This is a genomic window from Streptomyces sp. CB02923, assembly GCF_001905005.1.
In the GTDB taxonomy this organism is placed as follows: Bacteria; Actinomycetota; Actinomycetes; order Streptomycetales; family Streptomycetaceae; genus Streptomyces.
Window position 1 is genome coordinate 1,131,034 of the sequence record NZ_LWKZ01000023.1, and the last position, 21,513, is coordinate 1,152,546.

The following is a 21,513-nucleotide window of genomic DNA, read 5'->3' on the forward strand; positions in this document are numbered from 1 at the left end:
CACATGCCTACCGTGACAACCAGCCACACCACCCAGGACGACCCCGCCGAGGTGTGGGCGACGCTGCTGGACAACGAGGCGTACCCGAGCTACATGACCGAGGTCCAGGACATCAGCGTCGTCGAATGGGAGGGCGACCGCCGGGTCAGCACCTGGTCGGTCCTGCTCAAGGGCTCCGAACTCGAATGGGAGGAAGAGGAGTTCATCGACCACGCACGCCGCCGGATCGACTTCCGGCAGACCGACGGCGACCTGGCACGCTTCACCGGCTACTGGCAGGTCACCGCCGGGGAGCAGGGCACCACCACCGAACTCCACGTGGACTTCGACATCGGCATCCCGATGATGAGCGAACTGCTCAACCCGGTCGCCGCACGCGCCCTGGAGGACAACGCACGCGCCATGCTGGAGCAGCTGGGCCACCGGTCGCGGTCGGCGGACACGGGAGCCGCCCGGTGAACGCCCCCGCCCCGGGCGGCCACCCGGCCACGGCCGTGGATCCGCCCGCCCACCTGATCGCGTGGGCCACCGGCCACCTCGGCCCGATCGCCGACCCGGCCCTGCTGTCCACCTCGAACAGTCGGGTCTGGCGGGTACGGGACGAGCACGGCCGCCGGTACGCCCTCAAACACCTGCTCGACGCGTCCAGCATGCCCGCGGCCGAGCACGCCGTACGGACCGAACTGGCCGGCAGCCCGCGCCTGTGCGGACTGCGGTCCGTGCTCACCCACCCGGACGGCTCCGCCTACCTCCTCGCCGACTACGTGCCCGGCCCGACGCTGGACAGCGTCCTGCCCACGGCCGGTCACAGCGCGGGGGAGTGGGCCGGCCGGCTCGCCGACCTCCTCGACGAACTGGCCGCCGTCAAGGTCGCCGGATTCGGCAAGCTCGACGCGGACATGACGGCGGACCAGCCGAGCTGGTCCGCCTTCCTCCACACCTACCTCGACGAACAGCGCGGCAAGGCGCCCGCACTGGCCCGGATGCGGCACGACGCCCTCCGGGAGCTGCTGACCGGCCTCACCACGCGGCTCGACGAGGAGACCCCCGAGCCGGGCCTCGTCGCCGCGGACATCAACAACCGCAACTTCGTCGTGAGCGACACCGGGCCGGTGTGCGTCAACCTCCCCGTGCTGTGGGCCGGCGACCCCGCCGCCGCCTTCGGCCAGGCGCTGATCCACTGGGCGGGCAGCGCGGGCACCCGCGTACTGGCCGAGCGCAGCGGCGCGCCCGCCTGGCGGCTGCACTTCTACGCCGCCTACCACGCGTACGTGATCCTCGCCTACGTCGAGCGCTTCGCCCCCGTACCGCTGACGGAAGCCACTCCCTGGGGCGCGAACACCCCCTTGCTGGACCTCTTCGACACCCACGCGCAGCAGGCCCGTGCCGCAGCCGAGACAGAAGGAGCGTGGAGCCGGTGAGCGTCCCTCCGGGCCACACGGCCGAGCGGTCCGGGACCCGTGCCGTCCTGCGGGCCGTGCACGGCGAGGTCGGCGTCAGCGCCGACGCGGCCACGCTCGCCGAGCTGGGCACGCTCTCGGCCCCCTTCCTCACCCCCGCCCCGTGGCCGGAGCAGGCGGCACCCGGCGGCCTCCCGAGCGTGCTGGTGCGCGAGGCACCGCCGCGGGGCGGGGCGTGGCAGCGGGTCAGCTACTCCTCGGAGTACGAACCCGACCGGGTGCTGTGGATGGACCGCGAGCGCCTCCGCGTGGCCGTGGTGGGACCGCCGTCGTCCTGGCGGGACCAGCAGGTACTGCGTTCGGTACGCAACCTGCTGCGCTGGCAGAGCTACGCGCGCGGTGACCTCTTCGTCCACGGCGGACTGGTCGGCGTGGGCGGAAAGGGCATCGCCTTCCTCGGCGGCAAGCGCTCCGGCAAGACCTCCAGCATCCTCAGCGCCCTGCTCAACGGGCGCGCGGACTTCGTGTCCAACGACGACGTGGTGTTCACCGGCGACGACACCGGACTGACCGGCCACGGCTTCCCCCGGTCGGTCAACCTGCGGACCGACGCGCTGCTGGCACTGGCGGCCGCACACCCCGGCCTGACGTCCCTGCTCACCGGCACCTCGCACCCGACCAACGGCTTCCGGGGCCGCCACTTCACCACCGAGGCCCTCACCACCGAACAGGGAGAGGTGCTGCCCGGCTCGGTATGGGTGCGCTGCGCCGAGCTGGCCGCCGTCACCGGCTGCGCACTGCGGCCCGCCGGCGAGCTGACCGCGGTGGTCTTCCCGGCCTTCGACGACGCGGCCGTCGACCCGGTGCCGCAGCGCCTGGAAGCCGGGGAAGCACGCGCGGCCCTGCTGGAGAACGTCGAGGACCGGGCCCTGAAGTACGACCCGTTCCTCGCCCAGTGGTTCCCCACCACCCACCGTGAACGGCGCACCGAGCTGATCGACCGGCTGATACGCGAAGTGCCGTGCTACCGCCTGCGGCAGAACATGCGGCACCTGCGGACGGCCACGCACGCGTTGTTCACCGAACTCGGACTCCGGCCCGGGGAGCGGCGATGACCCGGCACGATGACACCCTCCCGAAGGAGACCTTCGGACGGCTGCGCCGCCACATGTCGCCCGCGCTCGCCCTGTCCGGGAAGTTCGCCGGACAGGGCGAGGTCGAGGTGTCCGGTGAGGGATGCGAGGTGGTGCTGTCCGACGGGCGGCGCGCCCTGGACTTCGGCTCGTACGCCGTCACACTGCTCGGCCACCGCTACCCGGCGGTCGTCGACGCGGTACGCGGCCAGCTGGAAGCCATGCCGGTGTCCACCCGCACCCTGAGCAGCCCGCTCGCCGCCGCCGCGGCCGAGGAAGTGGTGACCTATCTGGACTCTCCGCTGCGCCGGGTGTACTTCGGCACCAACGGAGCGGACGCCGTCGAAGTCGCCGTGAAACTGGCCCGCCTGGTCACCGGCCGGTCCACGGTGGTGGCGGTACGCGGCGCCTACCACGGCAAGACCATGGGCGCGCTCGCCCTCACCTCGCACGAACGGTTCCGCACCGGGCTGGAGCCGCTGCTCGGCGGCGTGCAGCACGTCGACCCCGCGGACGGCGACGCGGTGCGCCGGGCCGCCGCGGCCGGTGACCTGGCGGCCGTCGTCTTCGAACCGGTCCAGGGCGAGAACGGCGTCGTCCCCCTGGACACGGAGGTCCTGCGCCGGTGGAGCGACGACGCCAAGCGGGCCGGCGCCTTCGTGATCGCCGACGAGATCCAGGTCGGACTGCGCAGGGCCGGCGAACGCTCGCTGTCCCTGGCGGCCGGACTGCCGGTCGACGCGGTGCTGCTCGGCAAACCGCTGGGCGGCGGCGTCGTCCCGGTCTCCGCCGCGGTCTGCACCCAGGAGCTGTACCAGCCCCTGATCGAGGACCCGTTCCGCCACACCGCCACCTTCGGCGGCCAGCCGCTGTGCATGGCCGCGGTACCGGCCGCGCTGCGCGCCGTCGAAGCGCACGCCGACAACGGGGCCCGGGTCTCCAAGGCGCTCGAAACCCTGCTCAAGGACCTGCGAGCACGCTTCCCCGACGTGCTGACGGCGGTGCGCGGACGCGGCCTCATCTGGGGCGTCGACTTCGCCACCCCCGAATACGCCGGAGAGACCGTGGTCGGACTGGCCCAGCGCGGACTGCTCGTCTCCCCGTGCCTGAGCCGCCCCGGAACACTGCGCCTGCTGCCACCCCTGATCGCGACCGAGGCCGACGTCCGGCGGGCGGTGCTGCTGCTGGCGGACACCGTCGAAGCGGCACGGCGCACCATCGGCGGGCGGCGTCCGGGCGAGGTGGCGTGATGGGCCTCGTGAACCCGTTCGACGGCCTGTGGCCGGAGGTGACGGCGGAGCTGCCGGACCACCTGCTCACCGAGATCGCGGACCGCGCCGCGCAGTCCGACCGGGAGGGCAGGCCGTCCACCGGGAGCCTGCGGCTCCTGCGGGAAGCGGACTGGCCGGGACGCCCGGTGCCGGAGAAGTTCCGCGGCGGCGGCGCCGGACTCGTACGATGCTGCGCGATGCAGCGGGCCCTGGGCGCCGCCGACCCGGCGCTCGCGGTCGCGGTGAACATGCACCTGTTCTCGGTCGGGCTGATGGTCGAGCACTGGCAGCGCCGTACGGACACCTCGTGGCTGCTCATGGAGGCCATCGCCACCCAGAACCGGCTGCTGGCCTCGGCCTTCGCCGAACCCCACCTCGGCGGCTCCACGACGCGTTCGACCCTGACGGCGCAGCCCGTACCCGGCGGCTGGCAGGTGTCCGGCACGAAGCGCCCGTGCTCCCTGGCGGCCGAGGCGGACCTGGTCTGCCTCCAGGTACAGGCCGTCCCGGAACCGTCCGCACCGGCCGCGGTGCTGGTCGCGCTGCTGCCGACGCACGCGCCCGGCCTGCGGGTGGTCGAGGACTGGGACACCCTCGGCATGCGCGGCTCGGCCTCCAACACCCTGGTGCTGGAGGACTGCTTCATCCCCAAGGAACTGGTCTTCTACCAGGCCCCGGCCGGCTCCGAGGACGACGACGTGTTCGCCGCCGGCACCATCTGGTTCGCGCTCACCGCGACCGCGTGCTACCTGGGCGTGGCCCAGACGGCGCTGCGGCACGCCGCCGCACTGATGGGCCGGATACGGGTGGGACACCTCGACAGCGTCCGGGCGGCACTGCCCAGCTACCAGGCGGCGATCGGGGACCGCGTGGCCGATCTGCTCACGCTGGAGGCGGCCTGCTTCGACGTGGCGCGGCGCATGGAGGCGGGCGCCTCCCCGGAACACCTGGTCGCTGCCGCGCTGGGCGTCAAGCAGCAGGCCGTACGGGTCGTGCCGGAGGCCGTCGGCGCCCTGGCCGAGGCGTGCGGCGGCGCCTCGTACTCCAGGGCACTGCCCCTGGAGAGGCTGTGGCGCGACGCGCAGGCCATCCGTTTCCACCCACCGACCCCCGTCGCGACCAGGCAGTACCTGGGGCGCCGCGCACTGGGGCTGCCCGCCACGCTCGACCTGGACGAGGCGGCTCCCGGACTGCGCGGCCAGGCCGACGCAGAACAGAAAGGAACCGGCAATGGAGCGAGCTGAACTGGCCCTGGTGGTATCCGCCCAGATCGCCAAGGTCGTCGGGTGCGAGGAGGACGGGATCACCGAGGCGACCGACCTGCGCGAGGAGTACGAGGTCGACAGCCTGGAGCTGATGGAGATCGGCACCCGGCTGGAGAACGTGCTGGGCAACCGCATCGACGTCGAGGACCTGATGGGGATGCAGAACGTCGGCGACGCCGTCGACGTGCTGTACAAGCGGATGCAGGAGCGGCAGTGAACCGGCACCGCGTGGCGGTCTGCGGGATCGGCATGAAGACGCCCGCGGGCACCCACGTCAAACAGGTGATGGACACCCTGCTCCAGGCCCACCCCACCGCCGCCACCGTCGACGCGTTCGTCGAACGGGGGCTGCCGGTGACCTTCGCCTGCCGCGTACCCGAGTTCGACACCGAGCCGTACTGCTCCGTGCGCGAGCTGCGGCAGATGGAGCGGGCCGCCGTGCTCGCCGTCACGGCGGCGGCCGACGCGGTCGACGCCGCGCGGCTGCACGGCGCGTCGGAACCGGCCAGGACCGGTGTGGCGGTCGGCATCGGCGCGGGTGGCCTGACGCCGACGGAGTACGTCATGTCCGAGTACGGCGACCGCCCCGCGATGGTCCCGGCGTTCACCGTGCCGCGCGTCATGGCCAGCGGCGCCGCGGCGCGGATCAGCCTCCGGCTGGGCGCCGAGGGCTCCGCCCTCACCTACGCCACCGCCTGCGCCAGCGGCGCCACGGCCATCGGCGAGGCGGCGCTCAAGATCCGGTCCGGTGAGCTGGACGTCGTGGTGGCCGGCGGGGTGGAGGCCGCCGTCTCCCCGGTGGTCATGGCGTCCTTCGCCCGGATGCGGGCGATGTCCCACCGCAACGACGACCCGGCCGCCGCGAGCCGTCCCTTCGACGCCGACCGCGACGGCTTCGTCATGGGCGAGGGCGCGGCGTTCCTGGTACTGGAGCGCTGGGAGCACGCCGTGGCCAGGGGAGCGGACATCCTCGGCGAACTGCTCGGCTACGGGTCGAACTCCGACGCCCACCACATCGTCGCGCCGCGCGAGGACGGCCGGGTGGCGGCCGACTGCATGCGGCTGGCGCTGGCCGACGCCGGTCTGGCCCCGGACGAGATCGGCCACATCAACGCCCACGGCACCTCCACCGGGCGCAACGACCTGGCGGAAGCCCGCGCGATCACCGACTGCTTCGGCGGCGACGGCCCGCCCGTCACCGCGTCCAAGGGGGTCCTGGGCCACTCGCTGGGCGCCGCCGGAGCGATGGAAGCGGCGGTCACCCTGCTGTCGGCGGCCCGCGAACAGGTGCCGCCGGTGGCCAACCACCACCGTCCCGGCCCGGGTACGGAGGCCCTCGACGTCGTCACGGCGGCTCCGCGCCACATCGGGTTCATGCCCGCCGTGAGCAACTCGTTCGGCTTCGGCGGACACAACGTGTCCCTGGTGCTCGCGCCGTACGGACGGCCCGTCTGACGTGAAGGAGACACGACAGTGCGCGTCTTGATCACCGGCTCCGCCGGAGTGGTGGGGCAGGAGGTGCTGCGGGCCCTGGCAGGGGTGCGCGACGGCCTCGAACTGACCGCCGTCTCCCGCCGGCGGGCCCGGCCGGACCAGGTGGTCTGGAACATCGGACAGCAGCCGCCGCCGGACGGGCTCCGCGGCCCCTGGGACGTGGTGGTGCACACCGCCGCCTCGACCCGCTGGAGCATGCGGCGGCACGAGGCACAGGAGGCGAACGTCCGGCCCATGGAGGCGGTGCTCGACCTCGTCGACGAGCGGACCCACCTCGTGCACCTGTCCACCGCGTACGCCGACGGCGCCGACCCCGCGGAACACGCGGTGCCCTCGGCGTACGGCCGGCACCGCAACGGCTACGAGTGGTCCAAGGCCGAGTGCGAGACACTGGCCCGCACCCGGCACCACGGCCCGCTCACCCTCGTCCGGCCGCCGCTCATCATCGGCCGCCGCGAGGACGGCGCGATCGGCAAATTCACCGGCCCCTACACCTTGGTGCAGACCCTGGTGTCCGGACTGGCCGCCGCGCTGGTCGGCGACCCGCAGGGGTACGCCGAACTGGCGCCGGTGGACCAGGTCGCGGACGTGGTGGTGGCCGCGGCGCTCGGCGAGCCCCCGTCGGCCCCCCGCACCGAGGTGATCGCCGGCGGCGCCAAGTGCCTGCGGCTGGGCGAACTGCTGGACACCGTCTGCGGGACGCTGAACCAGTGGCGGGCCGAGCGCGGGATCACCCCGATCGAGCAGCCGCCGTTCATCGCGACCCGGCGCTGGCACCGCTTCTTCCTGCCGCTGGCCAAGGAACACCTCTCGCCGGTCCAGCTCCAGGCCGTACAGCTGCTCGGCATGTTCGAGAGCTACACGAGCCTGAAGCGGCCCCTGGAACACACCCGGCAGGTGGAGGAGATCCAGGAGACCCTCGCCCGGTCGATCCGCTGGTGGGCCGACCGCAAACCGCGGCTGGCCTCCCGGATACCCGAACAGTGGGGCCTCGTCACCGGCTGACCGCCACCGCTTCCCGCCCTCCCAGGAGTTCACGCGTCATGAAATTCTCACTGTTCTTCGAGATGCAGATGTCGTCCCCCACCCCGCAGTCCGAACGGCGGCTCTTCCGCGACTGCGTCGAACAGGCCGTCCTCGCGGACGAGCTGGGCTACCACGCGGTGTGGGCGGTCGAACACCACGGCTTGCGCGAATACGCGCACAGCTCCGCCCCGGAAATCTTCCTCGCCTATGTCGCGGCCCGCACGAAGAGAATCCGCCTCGGCCACGGGGTGACCCTGACGGCGCACCGCTACAACCATCCGATCCGGATAGCCGAGCGCATCGCGACGCTGGACATCCTCTCCGGCGGCCGGGTCAACTGGGGCTCGGGGAAAAGCGGTACGCGTACCGAGCAACTGGCCTTCGAGACCGACATCCCGGCACTGTCGGAGCAGTGGCTGGAAGCCCAGCAGATGATTCCGCGCATGTGGCAGGACGACGTCTTCGAGTGGCGCGGAAAGTTCTACGACATCCCGCCGACGCAGATCGTCCCGAAGCCCGTCCAGGACCCCCACCCGCCCCTGTACGCCGCCTGCAGCACCCCGGCCGGCTCCCGGGAGGCTGGCGCGCTGGGGCTCGGCACCCTGAACTTCTCCGCGGGCACCCAGAAGAAACTGACCCAGCGGGTCCAGAACTACCGGGCCGCGGTGGCCGGCGCCCGGCCCGTCGGCGCCGCCGTCACCGACCAGTACGCCTGCACCCCGATGAGCATCGTGCTCGACGACGACCGCAGGGCGTGCGAGTACGGCTTCCGCGGCGGGCGCTTCTTCTGGCAGTCCCAGCTGAAGTACTACGGCAGCGAGGACCGCCCGCTCGGCCCGCTGCACGCGGACTCCGGCCCCCCGGCGGAGGACGAACTGCGCCGCCTCATGGACGAGCGGCTGGCCCCGGACGCGCCGCTGACCGGGGTCATCGGCAGCCCGAAGGTGTGCCGTGAGCAGATCACCCGGTTCCGCGAGGCCGGTGTCGACGAACTCATCCTCGTGATGCAGATGGGCACCGTGCCGAACGACGTCGTCCTGGAGTCCATCCGCACCTTCGGTGAACAGGTCATCCCCTATTTCGGCAAGTGAGATGAGGCGCAGTGTCGCGGAACTCCCCGGTGGCCTGGCGGGCCCCGGAGGTCGAGAGCCCGGTATTCCGGAAAGCGGTGAGCACGTTCTGCACCGGCGTCACCGTCGTCACGGCGATGTCGCGCGAAACACAGCCCGCGGAACCGGACGGAGAAAAACCGGCGGACGGCGCTCCGGTGGGCTTCACCTGCCAGTCCTTCGCCTCCCTCTCCCTCGATCCGCCGCTGGTCTCCCTGGCCGTCTCGCAAAACTCCCGGACCTGGCCGCACATCGCCGCGTCCGGAGGGTTCTGCGTCAACGTCCTCGACGCCGGACAGCACGACCTCTGCCGCGGTTTCGCGACCGGTACCGCCGCGGACCGCTTCGCCGGTGTGCGCTGGAGCCCGGCCCCGGCGACCGGATCGCCGCGCATCGCGGGCTGCCTGGCCTGGGTCGACGCCGAGCTGGAAGCGGTGCATCCGGGCGGTGACCACCTCATCGTCGTGGGCCGCGTCCGCGCGGCGCACACCTCGGCGGAGGAGACGGCGCCGCTGCTGTTCTACCGCTCCACCCTCTACTCGAACTGGTTCAGGACGGACTGAATGCAACATCGCATGGATGCCGGACAGTACGTGGCGGAGCTCGACGCGGCCGGAGTGGTGCTCTTCGAGGAGGACGGACGACTGCGTTACCGCGCTCCGAAAGGCGTGCTCACCCCGGAGCGGCTGGCGCTGCTGCGCGAGCACAAGGAGGAAGTCCTCGGCCACCTCAGGGAGCGGGAGTACGGGCCGCGGGCCGAGCCCGACCCCGCGTCCCGCCACGAGCCGTTCCCGCTCACCGACGTCCAGTCCGCCTACCTGCTCGGCCGCAGCGAGGCGTTCGACTACGGGGGTGTCGCCTGCCACGGCTACCTCGAACTGGACCTTCCCCACCAGGACGCCGACACCGTCGAGACGGCCTGGAACGACCTGGTGCGGCGCCACGGCATGCTGCGGGCGGTGATCCTCCCGGACGGGTACCAGCGGATCCTCCCGCAGGTGCCCCACTACCGCATCCGGCGTCACGACCTCACCGCCGCCGACGCGGACGGCATCGCGCGGGCCCTGGAGGAGATCCGCGGGGAGATGTCGCACCAGGTACGGCGGACCGACCGGTGGCCGCTCTTCGAGCTGCGCGTCAGCCGCACCCGCGACACCGTACTGCTGCACCTCGCCATGGACCTGCTGATCTGCGACTACAGTGGTGTGCAGACCCTCCTGGCACAACTGGCCCGCACCTGCGCCAAAGAGCCCGACGAGGCCGCCCCGGACCTGACGTTCCGCGACTACGTGATCGCCGCCCGGCGCGCCCGGGAGGGCACCCGCCACCAGCACGACCACGCCTACTGGTGGGCCCGCCTCGACACCCTGCCGCCCGCCCCCGAACTCCCGCGGGCCACCGGCTCCCGCCAGGCGCCGCCGGTGTTCCGCCGCCACCGGACGCGGCTGGCGCCCGGCGCGTGGCGGACGCTCACGGCACGGGCCGTGGCAGCGGGGCTGACGCCCGCGGGCGTACTGCTCCAGGCGTTCGCCGAAACGCTCGGCCGATGGAGCCGCACCCGGCGGTTCACCCTCAGCCTCCCCATGAACAACCGCCTGCCGCTCCACCCCGACGTGGACCGGATCGTCGGCGACTTCAGCTCCACCACCCTGCTGTCCGTGGACCTCGCCGAAGGAACGACTTTCCTGGAGCGCGCCCGCACCGTGCAGGCACGCCTGTGGGAGGACCTGGACCACCGGCTGTGCTCCGGAGTGGAGGTACTGCGCGAACTGGCCCGGCGCCGGGGCCCCGGACAGGCCCTGCTCCCGGTGACCTTCACCAGCACGGTCGGCGGCGCGGGGGACGAAAATCCCGGCGCGCCGGAGACCGGCGGGCGGCTGCGGTACGGCATCACCCAGACCCCGCAGGTGTGGATCGACTGCCAGGTCATGGCGGACGGACCGGCGACAGCCGTCCACTGGGACGTCCGGGACGGCGTCTTCCCCGACGGCGTCGTGGAGGACATGTTCTCCGCCTTCGAGACACTGGTCGGCCGCCTGACGGACGACGACTCCGTATGGGACGCGGCCGACCCCGTGGCCCTCCCCGCGCGGCAGCTCGAACGCCTCGAACGCGCCAACGCCACCGCCGCCCCGCGCGCCGCGGGCGCGCTGCACGAGAAAGTCGTGGCCCAGGCCCTGCGCACGCCCGGCAGCACCGCGGTCATCACACCGCACCGCTCACTGGACTACGCCGAATTGCTCGACCGCTCCCGCGCGGTGGCCGCCGCCCTCGCGGATACCGGCGCGCCACCGGGTGCGCGGGTGGGCATCGTCATGGAGAAGGGCTGGGAACAGGTGGCGGGCGTGCTCGGCACCCTGCTCGCGGGCCTGGTCTACCTCCCCGTAGACACCACCCAGCCGACGCTGCGGCGCGCCGCCGTCCTGCGCGATGCCGGGGCGGACGTGGTGCTCACCCAGTCGTGGCTCGGCCCGTCCCTCACCCTGCCCGCGGGCGTGCGCACAATCGAAGTGGACCAGGCGGGCCGGGCCGCCGGGCCCCTGCCCCACGAGACGGCGGCCGACCCCGACGCGCCCGCGTACGTCATCTACACCTCCGGCTCCACCGGCACCCCGAAGGGCGTCGTCATCAGCCACGGCGCCGCCCGCAACACCGTCGACGACATCACCACGCGTTTCGGCATCGGCCCCGGCGACCGGGTCCTGGGCCTGGCGCAACTGGGCTTCGACCTCTCCGTGTACGACATCTTCGGCCCGCTGTCGGCCGGCGGCGCGCTGGTCCTGCCGTCCGCCGGACGACGCGGCGACCCCGCCCACTGGGGCACCCTCGTCGCGCGGCACGGCGTCACGGTGTGGAACTCCGTCCCGGCACAGATGCAGATGCTGGAGGAGTACGCGCGCACCGCGCCCGAAGCGGACCTCGGACGGCTCCGGCTGGCCCTGCTGTCGGGCGACTGGATCCCCGTCACCCTCCCCGGCGACATCCGCCGGAGCGTGCCCGGCCTGGACGTGATCAGCCTGGGCGGCGCCACCGAGGCGGCCATCTGGTCCATCCACCACCGCGTCCGGGACAGCGACCGCACCCGCAGCAGCATCCCTTACGGCACGCCACTGGCCAACCAGACCTTCCGCGTCCTCGACCCGGATCTGCGCGACTGCCCCGAGCACGTACCCGGCGAACTGCACATCGGCGGAGCGGGCCTCGCCATCGGCTACCTCGGCGACGAGGAGCGGACCGCCGAACGCTTCCCCATCCACCCGCGCACCGGCGAACGCCTCTACAGAACGGGGGACATGGGAAGACGGCTGCCCGACGGCGACATCGAATTCCTCGGCCGGGTGGACCGGCAGGTGAAACTCAACGGCCACCGCGTGGAACTCGCCGAGGTGGAGGTGGCGCTCCAGGAACACCCGGCGGTCCACCGCGCCGCGGCCGTCGTGCACGGGGACGGGGCGGCCCGGCGGCTGACGGCGTTCGCCGAACCGGGCCGCACCGCACCCCGGCCGCCGTCCGGACTGTACGCGGACGCCGCCGACGAGGCCCGGAAGGCGGTCCGCTCCGCCGACCGCGACCACGGCCCCGAGATCGTGCAGATGTGCCAGGCCCTCGACACCTCCGCCCTCCAGGCCGTCACCCTGCTGCTCGGCCGGTACGGCCTGTTCGCGACGCCCGGACACCCGCACACCACCGAGGAGATCGTCCGGGCCACCGGCGCCGCCCCCGCCCACCGCCACCTCGTACGCCGCTGGCTCGGAGCCCTGGAGGAGGCGGGCCGGATCGAGCGCGCGCCCGGCCCGGACGCCTACCGCGGGCTGCGCCCCGTCACACCGCGGGAGCGCGCCGCCGTCCGGCAGCGCATCGCCGAGCTGGAACCCCGTGTGTCCTGGGGCGCGGACCTCGTCCGCTTCCACGCCGACTGCGAGGAGGCGCTGCCCGGCCTGCTGTCCGGCACGACGGAACTGCGGACCCTGCTGTTCCCCCAGGGCCGGACGGACACCGCGGCGGCGGCCTACCGCGACAACCTGATCAGCCGCCACAACAACGCGGCGGTCGCCGCCGCGGTCCGCCGGTTCGTGCGCGAGCACCGGGGACCCGGGCCGGTCCGCGTACTGGAGATCGGAGCCGGGGTGGGCGGCACCTCCACCGTGCTCGTCCCGGCGCTGGACGGCCTGCCCGTCGACTACCACTTCACCGACGTGTCGCACTTCTTCCTCAACCGGGCACAGGAGACCTTCGCGGACCGCCCGTGGCTCCGGTACGGCCTGTTCGACCTCGGCCGGGACCCGCGGTCCCAGGGCTTCGCGCCGAACTCCGCCGACGTCGTCGTCGCCGCCAACGTGCTGCACAACGCCGTCCACGTCCCGGAGATGCTGGAGCGGCTCCGGGAACTGATCGCACCGGGCGGCTGGCTGGTCTTCGTCGACGCCACCCGGGACACGTACCGCGGCATGGTGTCCATGGAGTTCAACGCCGGACTGAGCGGCTTCCGCGACGTCCGGCAGGAGACCGGAACCACCTTCCTCACGCACCGGCAGTGGACCGGCCTGCTCGACGAGGCCGGTGCGGACACCGTGTGGAGCCTGCCCGCGCAGGACAGCGCGCTGTCCCACGTCGGACAGCACGTCTTCGCGGCCCGCTTCAAGGCCGACCGGCACGCCGTCACCCCGGCAGAGCTCCACGAACACCTCCGTGACCGCCTCCCCGCGTACATGATCCCGGCAGACCTCCAGGTGGTCGACCACCTCCCGCTGACCGCCAACGGCAAGCTGGACCACGCGCAGCTCACCGCGTGGACGCACGCCGCGGCACCCGCCGCCAGGACGGACCGCGGCGCCCCTCCGGCCGGCGAACTGGAGCACACGCTGGCCGCGATGTGGTCGCAGGTGCTGAACGTCCCGGCCGTCGGCAGGGAGGAGGACTTCTACGGCCTCGGCGGTGACTCGCTGCTGGTGGCGCAGCTCGTCGGGCGGATGCGCGAACAACTGCCGCAGGCGCGGAGCATGGAGTGGGACGACCTGCTGCGCCTGGTGCTCAACCAGCCCACCGTCGCGGGCCTGGCGGCAGGCATCTCCGCGTCTGCCGGCGCCGCCACCGGGCACGGCACCCGGTCGCCCCTGGTGCCGGTCGGCGACCGCCCGGCCGGTCAGCAGGACGCCCCCACCATGGTCCTGGTGCACGACGGCACCGGCACGGTGGTGCCCTACCGCGCCCTGATCGCCGAACTCTCCGGCCGGCTCCCGCTGGCCGCCCTGGTCCTCGACCGTATCGGCACGTACCTGGAGACCGACCCACCGCGGCTGATCGGCGACCTCGCCGAACGGCACGCCCACGCCCTGACCGCCGCCGGGCACAAACGGGTGCACCTGGTCGGCTACTGCCTGGGCGGCCTCGTCGCCACCGAACTCGCCGGCCGGCTGGCCCGGACCGGCACCGAAGTCACCGGACTGACGGTCATCAGCAGCTACCGCGTGCCCTACCGGGTCGAGGACGACCTGCTGGCGGAGTACGTCTTCGCCCGGCTGATGCGGGCCGACACCGCCGCGCTGGGGTACCCGCAGGACACCACGGCGTTCCGCAACCTGGTGGCGGCGGTCGCCCGCAGCCATGGCGACACGGTGCCCCGGGGCGGTCTCGCCGGCCGGCCCGCCGCGGACCTCGGCCCGGCCGAGGAGGCGGCGCGCCGGTCCTTCGAAGCGCTCGCCGGCCGGTCGCAGGAGGACCGGCTGCGCACCATGGGCGGACACCTGCCCCACCAGGACACCGAACTGAACTCCCCGGACCGGCTGCTGCGCCAGTACCGGGTCGTCAAGCACAGCCTGGCGGCGGTGGCCGCCCACCAGCCCGCACCGTACGAGGGCCCGGCCACCCTCGTACGGCAGGTCGGCGAGGCGGAGGTCTTCCCCGGGATGCACCACGACATGGCCGCCTACTGGCGTCAGGTGTGCACCGGGGAACTGACCACCGTCGACGTGCCCGGAGACCACTTCAGCTGTGTGCAGCCGCCGCACGTCCGCGCGATGGCGGACCTGCTGGCCACATCCTGGGCAGCCGGTGCCGACCGTACGCGGGGACAGTCGTGACGGTACCCGGCGCGCCTCTGGTCGGCGTCCTCGGAGGGTACGGAGCGGTCGGAGCCGCCGCCGTACGGTGCCTCGCCGCCGAGGGCGGGTACCGCCTGCGCATCGGCGGCCGCCGGGCAGCGGCGGGCAGAGAGTTCGCGGCCGCGTTGCCGGTGGCGGCGGAGGCCATGGCCGTGGACGCGACCGACGACGGCAGCCTCGCCCGGTTCAGTCACGGCTGCGACCTCGTACTGAACTGTGCGGGCCCCGCCTACCTGCTGCTGGACCGGGCACGGCGGGCGGCCTTCGCCGCGGGCGCCGACTACGCGGACGTCATGTCGGCCGCTGCGGACACCGGCACGCACGCGCGGCGCACCGCCGTGCTGTCCGCCGGGCTCACCCCGGGCCTGTCCGGAATGCTGCCGGGACTGCTGGCGCACGGCCTGGCCGTCGCCGACCGCTTCCACGGCGGGTACGCGGGCCTGGAAACGTTCACCCGCACCGGCGCCGCCGACTACCTGCTCAGCCTGGAACGGGAGTACGGCACGCCGCTGGCGGAGTGGCGGGCCGGGGCGGTGACCGGCGCGCTACAGGTGGAGCGCGGGTTCCGGGCGCCCGGCGTGCACCGGCCACTGACCGCCTACCCCTACCTCCCGCAGGAACTGGTCCGGCAGGCACGCGCACGGAACCTGACCGAGGCCCGCTGGTACAACGCCTTCGACGGCACCCACCTGCTCGATGCGCTCAGCCTCGTACGGGCCGAAGGCGCTGTGCGCCGCGGGCTGGACACCCGCGTGGACGACGTCGTCCGGGCGAGCGCACTGGACGCCGCCGGGCACACCCCGTACCACGTCCTGTGGGCCCGCCTCGACGGCACGGACCACCAGGGACAGCCGACCGCCAGGAGCGTGTTCCTGCGAGCACCGGACGGCTCCGAACTGACCGGCGCCGTCGGCGCGTTCGCCGCCCACGAGGTGCTCGGCGGGCGCGTGGGCGCGGGAGTACACCAGGCCGGTGACGTGCTCCGCCCGCAGGCGGCGCTGGAGTGGCTGCGGCGCCATGTCCCGCGGCTGACCGCCACGGTGTCCGAGGAGCGGGTGGGGGAAGACAGCGGGGCGGGTGTGGGCACCACGGGCATCGCCGAGGACGAGGGAGTGCTCTGAACACGCCGGGCCGGACGGCAGCACCTCCCCGCCGTCCGGCGCCTGCCACGCCCGCTCACGGGCCGGGCGTCAGATCGCGTCGTGGCACAGCTCCTGCCCCACGGGGCTCAGCCCGACACCGAGCGCGCCCAGCCGCCGGAGCTGGACACGCACCGCTTCGGCCGCCGCGTCCGGGTCCGGGTGGTCCACCGGAGCCATGCCCAGGCGCTCGACGCACTTCTCCACGGCCAGGTTGGTGGCGTGATCGTGATCGGGCAGCAGCCGGGGCGCGTAGTCGTACTGCCACAGGTCGAGCACGGCGTGGTCGTTGCCGCGCCGGACCCGGTCCAGCGTCTCCTTCTGCAGCCGCGCCGCCTCGTCGCTGTCCATCCCGATGTGCGACCACGGCGAAGCCGGATCCGTCGCGTCCTGAGCGACGATGCGCAGCTCCTCCTTGTCCTGCCACAGCGGCATGGTCTCGTCGGTGATGGAGAACCGGGCGACCGAGAAGTAACCGCGGTAGTCCCCGGTCAGGTAGTCCATGGTGTCCTGGAACATCTCCGGCGTCTCGCCGGGATACCCCACCATGAACAGACCGTGGTACGACATGCCGCCGTCGCCGAGCAGCTCGATGGCCCGGCGGTTCTGCTTGACGCTGACCCGCTTGCTCATCCGCTTGAGGGTGCCGTCGTTCATGGATTCGAACCCGATGTGCAGTTGCGCGCAGCGCGCCTCCCGCAGTCCCTCCACGAGCTGGGGCGAGTTGATGGTGTTGGCCCTGCTGAAGGCGTCCCACGGAGGCGCCCCGGAACCGGGCAGGATCTCCAGGAGCCGCCGCAGCCGGGTCGGCGGGATGGTGAAGGTCGAGTCCATGGCGTCGATGCTCTTCGCGCCGTTGACCTCCGCGTACCCGGCCCAGTCGTCCCGGATCTTTTCGGCCGACTTGTAACGCCACTTGGGGGAAGCCGCCGGGAAAGAACAGAATTTGCAGTCGAAGGGGCAGCCGCGCATCGACTCGTAGGGGATGACGGGCGCCTCACCGGTGAATCCCGGAGACGGATGCCCGTCGATGTCCACGTATTCGACGGGATTGATGCGAAGGTGCGGACCGTCCCGCCACACGAGGTTGGGCACGGTGCTCAGATCGCCACCCGCGGCGAGTGCGTCCAGGGTCTTCGGCAGCGCGGTCTCGCCGTCGCCGCGTACGACCGCGAAAATCTCCGTATGGTCGTTCAGCGCCCGCATGAACTTGAGATTGGTGAATTGGCCGCCGGTGATGACGCGCACGCCCGGAAGGCGGGAACGGATCCAGTCCACCGCGGTGGCCAGCAGCGGCGCGTTCCAGATGTAGGTCGTCGACAGCAGGACGGCGCCGAAGTCGCCGGGCGGCACCACGGCCCGGCCGGTCCAGACGTCCTCCAGGTCCACGGCCGCGAAGTCGTGGCCGCAGGAGCGCAGGATGGACCGGAGCGTGACGGTCGTCAGGTGCGGGGCCGCGGCCGGCCGCGGCCTCAGCAGCGCGAAACTCCGGCCGGACCGGGTGAAGGAGAGCCGCCGCAGGTCCAGATCCGGGTGACCGGACCGCCGCAGCGCCTCACGGCCGTGCGCGTCCGGCTGCCCGCCGAACAACGACCCCTGTAGATAAGCGAAATTCAGATTCGCGGGTCCGAGCCCGCTCAAAAGCAGAACGCGCATGATTCCCGCTTTCTGGGGGAGAATTTCCGGCCGGTCGGCCCCACGCCCGTGCGGTGCTTTCCGCGCATACCTGCGGAGCCGTCGAATGTGCCGCCACGGGCGGGCCGGGCCGACCTTACTACGGGCCTTGTCCGTGACGTCCCGGTGTTTATCTTCCAGTTGGCGGATCTTGTGTGACGGGTGCACTCTGCGCATGATGCGTGGTGTGCGCGGGGCGGCGGCCGGACCGCCCCGGGGGATGGGGGCCTTTCATGACCGTGGCAGAAGACGCGTGGGACGGCGCCGGGAGCGACCGGCCCCCACCGCGGCCCGGCCCCGACGAACCGGGCGCGGCGCCCGACGGGGAGGACTCCGGCCGACGGGCACTCCGGGAACTGCTGCGACCACGGCGCGGAAGCCTGGCTCTCGTGCTGATGCTGCAGGCCGCCGGTGCCCTGGCGGGACTCGCGCCGTTCATCGCCGTCGTCGAACTCGGACGGGCGCTGCTCGCCCCGGGCCCCGTCGACGAGCACGCCGTACGGACAGCCGTCGCCGTCGCCGTGGCGGGCCTGCTCGCACGGGCCCTGCTGACCGGGCTGTCCGGCGGCCTGGCCCACCTGCTGGACAGCCGCCTCAGGTTCTCCCTGCGCATGCTGCTGGCGGAGACACTGGGCCGGGCACCCGTGGGCCGGTACGCCCGCCGGGGCGCGGGCGAGATCGGCTCCGTGGTGCAGACCGATGTGGACCAACTGCACCACCTCGTCGCGCACACCCCGGGGGAGTTCACCTCCGCCGTCGTCGTCCCGGTGGCCTCACTGGCCTATCTGGCCGCGGTGGACTGGCGCCTGACCCTCATCGCGCTGCTCCCGCCCCTGCTCGGCCTGGCCCTGTACAGCCGGCTGATGACACCGCCGAGGCGGCAGGCCGAGCAGGAGGTGGGGGAGGCCATGGGACACATCAGCGCCGGGGCCGTCGAGTTCGTGGAAGGGATCGCCGTCGTCAAGACCTTCGGCGGTGGCGACCGCGCCCACCGCCGGTACCGCGAGGCGGCCGACGCGTTCGCCGACTCCTTCATGAAGTACGTCACCGGCGGCGCCGGTCCGGCCGCCCAGGCCGCCGCGGTCCTGTCCCCGCCCTTCGTCCTGCTGGTCGTGCTCCTCGGCGGCGGTGGCCTCGTCACGGCCCGCCTGCTGCCGCCCGCCGACCTGCTGCCCTTCCTCCTGCTGTCCATGGCCCTCACCGCGCCGGTGGCCGCACTGGGACACGGCATGGACACCATCAACGCGGCCGCGAACGCCGCCACGCGCATCCGGGCCCTGCTGTCCGTACCTCCGCTGCCCGAACCGGCGCAGCCGCTCACCCCTCAGGGCAGCCGGGTCGAACTGCGGGACGTCTCCTTCTCCTACGAGCCCGCACACCCCGTACTGCACCACATCGACCTGATCCTCGAACCGGGCACCGTCACCGCGCTGGTCGGCCCGTCGGGCGCCGGCAAGTCCACGCTCGCGCACCTGCTGTCCCGCTACTTCGACCCCACCTCCGGAACGGTCCTGCTCGGCGGCGTGGACCTGCGCCGGATCCCCGGCCGGACGCTGCACGCCAACGTCTCGGTCGTCTCCCAGGACGTGCGGCTGCTGCGCGCCGCCGTCGCCGAGAACATCGCCGTGGCGGCGCCCACGACCGACCGGGCGGCCGTCGTCGACGCCGCCCGCGCCGTCGGCCTGCACGACCGCATCCAGGCCCTGCCGCACGGGTACGACACCGTGATCGGCGAGGACACCGGCCTGTCCGGGGGAGAGGCCCAGCGCCTCTCGATCGCCCGCGCCCTGCTCGCCGACGCCCCCGTGCTCGTCCTCGACGAAGCGATGGCCTTCGCCGACGCCGGCACCGAGGCGGAGGTCCGGCGCGCCCTGGACGCGCTGGCGCCCGGCCGTACCCAGCTGGTCATCGTGCACCGCTTGGAGACCGCGGCCCGCGCCGACCGCATCGTCGTCATGGACGGCGGCCGCATCGTCGAGAGCGGCACCTTCGAAGAACTGTCAGAACAGGACGGCAGGTTCGCCGCACTGTGGCGCGCACGGTACGGAGACACCGCTGCACGCCCGTACAGCAGCGCAGAAGAAGGGACGCACCGGTGATCCGGCAACTCCACCGCGTACTCGAACGCGGGCAAGCGCGCGCTGTCCGTCGCACCGTCGCGCTGATGGTGGTCTGCGCGGTGGCCGAGGGACTGTCCCTGATGCTGCTGCTGCCGGTGCTGCGGGCGCTGTTCGGCCCCGATCCCGCCTCCGCCTGGCCGTGGCTGGGCGCCTTCGCCGCTTCCGTCGCGCTGGTGTCCTACCTCGGCTACCGCAGCGACATGCTCGGCTTCCGCACCGGAGGCGAACTGTCCCGCAGCCTCCACCACCGGCTCGGGGACCACCTCGTACGGCTGCCGCTGGGCTGGTTCACCCTGCGCCGGGTCGGCGAGGTCACGGGCGTCACCAGCCGCAGCGTACTGGCGGTGATGTCCGTGCCCGCGCACCAGCTGCGCCCGGTCGTCAACGCGTGCTGTGTGCCGCTGACCGTGTTCGTGGCGCTGTTCTTCGTCGACTTCCGCCCCGCGCTCGCCGCACTGCTGTGCGTACCCGTCGTCGCGCTGGTCCACCACGCGACCGGCCGGGCCACCGCCCGCCAGGACGCCGAGCGGGCCCGGCTCGGTGACGAAGCCACCGGCCGGGTCGTGGAGTACGTCAGGGCCCAGCCGGTGCTGCGGGCCGCCGGCCGCACCGGCGAGCACATGCGCCTGCTGGAGCAGGCACTGCGCGAGCAGTCGCGCACCGAGCGCCGCTCGGCACTGCGCGCGCTGCCCGGCCTCCTGGGAATGACGCTGACCGTCCAGGCGGCCCTGACCGCGGTCCTCACCGTCACCGTCTACACGGCGCTGTACGGCCGGATCGGCGCCGCGGAAGCGATGGCGATCCTGGTGCTGACCGCCCGCTGCACAGAGCCCCTGCTGTCGCTCGCGGAACTCGGCGGCGCCCTGCGCGCGAACCGGGGAGAACTGGCACGCATCGAGGCCGTCCTGCGGGAGGCACCCCTGCCCGAGCCCGCGCGGCCGGTCCCCGCGGCCCACGGCGGCATCACCTTCGACCGGGTGGGCTTCGCCCGCGGCGGCCGGAACGTGCTCGACGGGCTGAGCCTCGACGTGCCCGACGGACACAGCGTCGCCATCGTGGGCCGGTCGGGGGCGGGCAAGACCACGATGCTGCACCTGGCGGCACGGTTCCACGACGTACACAGCGGCGCGGTGCGCGTCGGAGGCGCCGACGTACGCGACATCGGCACCGAGCACCTGATGGCCCAGGTGTCGACGGTCTTCCAGGACGTCTACCTCTTCGAGGGCAGCATCGAGGAGAACGTACGGCTGGGCCGCCCGGACGCCACGGACCAGGACGTGCGCGCGGCGGCCGCGGCGGCCCGGCTGGACGAGGTCGTCACCCGTCTCCCACAGGGCTGGGACACCCGCGTCGGCGAGGGCGGAGCGGCACTGTCCGGCGGCGAGCGCCAGCGGGTCACCATCGCCCGCGCACTGCTGAAGAACGCCCCCGTCCTGCTGCTCGACGAGGCCACCTCCGCGCTCGACGCGGAAAACGAAGCCGCGATCCAGGAAGGACTGGAACGCCTGCGGTCCGGCCGCACGGTCGTGATGGTCGCGCACCGCCTGCACACGGTCCGCACCGCCGACCGCATCGCCTTCCTGGAGGACGGCCGGATCGTCGAACACGGCACCCACGACGAACTCGTCCGGCTGGGCGGCCGGTACGCCGACTTCTGGAAGGCCGCCGCGCACGACGCGGAGTGAGGCCCGCCGGGCGGCCGCGCCCGCGCACGGCAGACCGTACGGCGCTCCGGCGACCGCACGCCACGGAACCCGCGAAGACCACAAGGTGAGGAAGAC

The 21,513-nt window shown here is 73.0% G+C and carries 15 protein-coding genes; 14 read left to right on the forward strand and 1 reads right to left on the reverse strand.

Annotated elements, in window-relative coordinates; genetic code table 11:
* The first annotated feature begins 3 nt into the window (after positions 1 to 3).
* The 12 genes from A6A06_RS23065 (at position 4) to A6A06_RS23120 (ending at position 15,920) form a co-directional block, all read left to right on the forward strand.
* Positions 4 to 459 (forward strand): type II toxin-antitoxin system RatA family toxin, encoded by a 456-nt coding sequence (locus A6A06_RS23065; RefSeq protein ID WP_073763140.1) that lies wholly within the window; start codon positions 4 to 6, stop codon positions 457 to 459.
* A complete protein-coding gene (locus A6A06_RS23070) occupies positions 456 to 1,421 on the forward strand; it encodes a hypothetical protein (RefSeq protein WP_073763141.1) in 966 nt (321 codons plus the stop codon). The genes A6A06_RS23065 and A6A06_RS23070 overlap by 4 nt, the downstream gene beginning before the upstream one ends.
* Positions 1,418 to 2,515 (forward strand): hypothetical protein, encoded by a 1,098-nt coding sequence (locus A6A06_RS23075; RefSeq protein ID WP_199931075.1) that lies wholly within the window; start codon positions 1,418 to 1,420, stop codon positions 2,513 to 2,515. The genes A6A06_RS23070 and A6A06_RS23075 overlap by 4 nt, the downstream gene beginning before the upstream one ends.
* Positions 2,512 to 3,783: an aspartate aminotransferase family protein gene (locus A6A06_RS23080; protein ID WP_073763143.1), complete on the forward strand. Its 1,272-nt coding sequence runs from the start codon at positions 2,512 to 2,514 to the stop codon at positions 3,781 to 3,783. The genes A6A06_RS23075 and A6A06_RS23080 overlap by 4 nt, the downstream gene beginning before the upstream one ends.
* The gene (locus A6A06_RS23085; RefSeq protein WP_073763144.1) at positions 3,783 to 5,048 is read left to right on the forward strand and encodes an acyl-CoA dehydrogenase family protein; all 1,266 of its coding nucleotides are present in this window, start codon (positions 3,783 to 3,785) and stop codon (positions 5,046 to 5,048) included. Before A6A06_RS23080 ends, A6A06_RS23085 begins: the two co-directional genes overlap by 1 nt.
* Positions 5,035 to 5,286: an acyl carrier protein gene (locus A6A06_RS23090; RefSeq protein ID WP_079194244.1), complete on the forward strand. Its 252-nt coding sequence runs from the start codon at positions 5,035 to 5,037 to the stop codon at positions 5,284 to 5,286. The genes A6A06_RS23085 and A6A06_RS23090 overlap by 14 nt, the downstream gene beginning before the upstream one ends.
* Entirely contained in the window at positions 5,283 to 6,524 is a 1,242-nt protein-coding gene (locus A6A06_RS23095) for a beta-ketoacyl-[acyl-carrier-protein] synthase family protein (protein WP_073763145.1), read from the forward strand. The genes A6A06_RS23090 and A6A06_RS23095 overlap by 4 nt, the downstream gene beginning before the upstream one ends.
* A gap of 18 nt (positions 6,525 to 6,542) precedes the next feature.
* Positions 6,543 to 7,568 carry an SDR family oxidoreductase gene (locus tag A6A06_RS23100; RefSeq protein WP_073763146.1) on the forward strand — a complete coding sequence of 342 codons (1,026 nt, stop codon included), beginning with the start codon at positions 6,543 to 6,545 and terminating at the stop codon, positions 7,566 to 7,568.
* Positions 7,569 to 7,606: 38 nt separating this feature from the next.
* Positions 7,607 to 8,680: an LLM class flavin-dependent oxidoreductase gene (locus tag A6A06_RS23105; protein WP_073763147.1), complete on the forward strand. Its 1,074-nt coding sequence runs from the start codon at positions 7,607 to 7,609 to the stop codon at positions 8,678 to 8,680.
* A gap of 77 nt (positions 8,681 to 8,757) precedes the next feature.
* Positions 8,758 to 9,261 carry a flavin reductase family protein gene (locus tag A6A06_RS23110; RefSeq protein WP_242440878.1) on the forward strand — a complete coding sequence of 168 codons (504 nt, stop codon included), beginning with the start codon at positions 8,758 to 8,760 and terminating at the stop codon, positions 9,259 to 9,261.
* 12 nt (positions 9,262 to 9,273) lie between these two features.
* Complete coding sequence (locus A6A06_RS23115; RefSeq protein ID WP_073763149.1) at positions 9,274 to 14,778, forward strand: non-ribosomal peptide synthetase; 5,505 nt, start codon at positions 9,274 to 9,276, stop codon at positions 14,776 to 14,778.
* Positions 14,775 to 15,920 carry a saccharopine dehydrogenase NADP-binding domain-containing protein gene (locus A6A06_RS23120; protein WP_073763150.1) on the forward strand — a complete coding sequence of 382 codons (1,146 nt, stop codon included), beginning with the start codon at positions 14,775 to 14,777 and terminating at the stop codon, positions 15,918 to 15,920. Before A6A06_RS23115 ends, A6A06_RS23120 begins: the two co-directional genes overlap by 4 nt.
* Before the next feature lie 69 nt (positions 15,921 to 15,989).
* Here the strand turns inward: A6A06_RS23120 and A6A06_RS23125 are convergent, their stop codons facing one another.
* Positions 15,990 to 17,594 (reverse strand): B12-binding domain-containing radical SAM protein, encoded by a 1,605-nt coding sequence (locus tag A6A06_RS23125; protein ID WP_073763151.1) that lies wholly within the window; start codon positions 17,592 to 17,594, stop codon positions 15,990 to 15,992.
* 251 nt (positions 17,595 to 17,845) lie between these two features.
* Here A6A06_RS23125 and A6A06_RS23130 point away from each other — a divergent pair, with 251 nt between their 5' ends.
* Together A6A06_RS23130 and A6A06_RS23135 are read left to right on the forward strand one after the other, a co-directional pair.
* Complete coding sequence (locus tag A6A06_RS23130) at positions 17,846 to 19,711, forward strand: ABC transporter ATP-binding protein (protein ID WP_079194247.1); 1,866 nt, start codon at positions 17,846 to 17,848, stop codon at positions 19,709 to 19,711.
* The gene (locus tag A6A06_RS23135; protein WP_073763152.1) at positions 19,708 to 21,417 is read left to right on the forward strand and encodes an ABC transporter ATP-binding protein; all 1,710 of its coding nucleotides are present in this window, start codon (positions 19,708 to 19,710) and stop codon (positions 21,415 to 21,417) included. The genes A6A06_RS23130 and A6A06_RS23135 overlap by 4 nt, the downstream gene beginning before the upstream one ends.
* The last annotated feature ends 96 nt before the right edge of the window (positions 21,418 to 21,513 follow it).